This window comes from Paenibacillus sp. P4_A7, from assembly GCF_056402455.1.
On record NZ_JBFUHJ010000682.1, the window covers coordinates 1 to 2,066 of the forward strand.

Sequence of the window (2,066 nt, forward strand, 5' to 3'; positions counted from 1 at the left end):
CTCGAAAGTCGCGATCATTTTTTAAATTTTCAAGTTCTTCTTGTGAGTAATTTCTATAAATGGTTCCAAATAAAATGATATACAAATATCCATCATTTAAGGTTTGGGCTAAGCTTAAAGATAATTGCATAGGTCCTAAAGATTCTTCCAAAGTGGGATTGGAAACAATTTCAAATTTATAAGATGAATAACTATCAGCAGATATTTTTTCGTTTGAGAATAATAATACTTCATACCTTACTCCTTTAAGTGGTGTATCAAGCGCAGCATCATTAAGGACAAGTATTTTACTCTCAATTGTATCTATTTTAAAAGGTAATTTAAAACTTTCTTTGTTATTTGTTTTATTTTTATCCGATTTTGGATGAAGATTATTTTGTATTACAAAGAAGTGATTTAAAATACCTATTACTCGTATTTTATTGTCAGCCTCTCCAAAAATATTAGTTCTTGCTGTCATAAAAATAAGCTGATGCGTGAGACTTGATGATTTCAAGTCATTAATAGTGTGGAAGCAATTAGACATTTGGGCACTTTCACATTTAAGCCCATGGACTTCACGTAGGTAAATTTCATAATCTTCAGAACTTGGTTTTGTATAAGCCATTACAAACAATAACAGGAAACCTATAAAGACAGCATACCTTTTCTTCTTAAGAATCCTACATCCCCCCTGTTACGAGTGTATTCGTGATCTTATCAAACTATCCTCCAGTAAGAGCGAATGGCTACCACGTGGCAGCCATCCGGCATTGAACTATCGTTTCCCGTTAGTTTAATTAATAGGTCCCAATTTTGTTGCTATAACATATTTATCATTTACTTCGACTGTAATAACTTCATGAGGGTCTTTTCCTTTGACTTCATATAGTGTACTCCCTGCTGGCACTTCGTTAGAGTCTCCATTTTTCTTTGGCATTGGGGTTGTTTTTCTTTCAATCTTACCAATCTCTTTGCCTACTTCTTCAATTGGAACCTCTTCTTTAGATAATCCATAAAGGGTGTTATACCAAGCAACGGAAGCTGGATAGGTACTTGATGAGTTTGACCCATTATTATCACTACAACCTGCTGCAAAGAATGACAGAAACATAACAATAAATATTATCCTCATAATTCTCCCCCCTTTAAGAAAAATACTGTTGTACCATTAAGACGAACGGAAAAACTCGGTTGTTGCGTTAACCTGCCCGTTAGCTCAATAAGGCTGCCGTTTCATGCCGGCAGCCTCGTTATGGTGATTGTTAAACTATAGTTACCCGTCCCTCAGTATTAAGGGTTTATCTCACATATACTCACTAATTCGCAGGATTTCATAGCTTGGAAACAGTTATCGTTCAGAAAGTTAGCTCATTAGACACTGTTRTTCCAATTTTGGTCATGCAGAAACAGAAGAACTGTATGGAACATTTCTCCAAGCGTTAATCTTCTGCACGCATACTCCACAATTTCCTTGGGGTTCACCATCCCATGRCTCTACGGGTCTATGCCCTTACATTCCTTCGTTACACCTRACCAAGGCGTGGAGACCGATAGCGTTTAGCTTACGGGTCTGAGCCCTTATGGGKAACGAACTCGRTCCTCCGTGCTTTCTTTTTGAAATCCTGCGAATGAGTCAATATACGTGATCATTTAATCGTTTTAGGCRGCTTGTGAGTATATAGAGGCAGCTTTTTCAGGAGAAAAAGTTTCTCCACGTTGTACAATACCGATGATGATTCGTGCTAGCTTTCCAAGCAGTTTAAATACCGACTGTTGCTTCTTCATATGCTTCACTTGAACATTATTCTCATGCAGCTGCCGGAACACTGGATGATTACCAACGAGTTGGAGCATAGCAAGATATAGATATTTTCGCAGCGTAGAATCGCCCCTTTTAGAAAGCACAATCTGTCCCTTACGCTTCCCCGAAGTACTTTCGGCTAGGTTTAAGCCTRCCTTACGCAATAATTGCCGTCCATGAGCATACTGTTTAAGGTCGCCAGCACCTGATAGTATGGCTGCCGTGCAGATCGTGCCTAGACCGATTGATCGAAGGCGATCGGACATAGGAATGTCACTGAGCA

3 protein-coding genes are annotated in these 2,066 nt (G+C 38.5%); all 3 read right to left on the reverse strand.

Translation table 11 applies throughout. The features are described from left to right. Window positions 1–616, reverse strand: a 616-nt coding sequence (locus AC1DWN_RS32880; RefSeq protein ID WP_477563039.1) for a hypothetical protein, incomplete at its 3' end; no start/stop codon positions are given. Window positions 617–775: 159 nt separating this feature from the next. Then, the gene (locus AC1DWN_RS32885) at window positions 776–1,114 is read right to left on the reverse strand and encodes a hypothetical protein (RefSeq protein WP_477563040.1); all 339 of its coding nucleotides are present in this window, start codon (window positions 1,112–1,114) and stop codon (window positions 776–778) included. A gap of 527 nt (window positions 1,115–1,641) precedes the next feature. Further along, on the reverse strand, window positions 1,642–2,066 hold a 425-nt coding region (locus tag AC1DWN_RS32890; RefSeq protein ID WP_477563041.1), incomplete at its 5' end, for a transposase.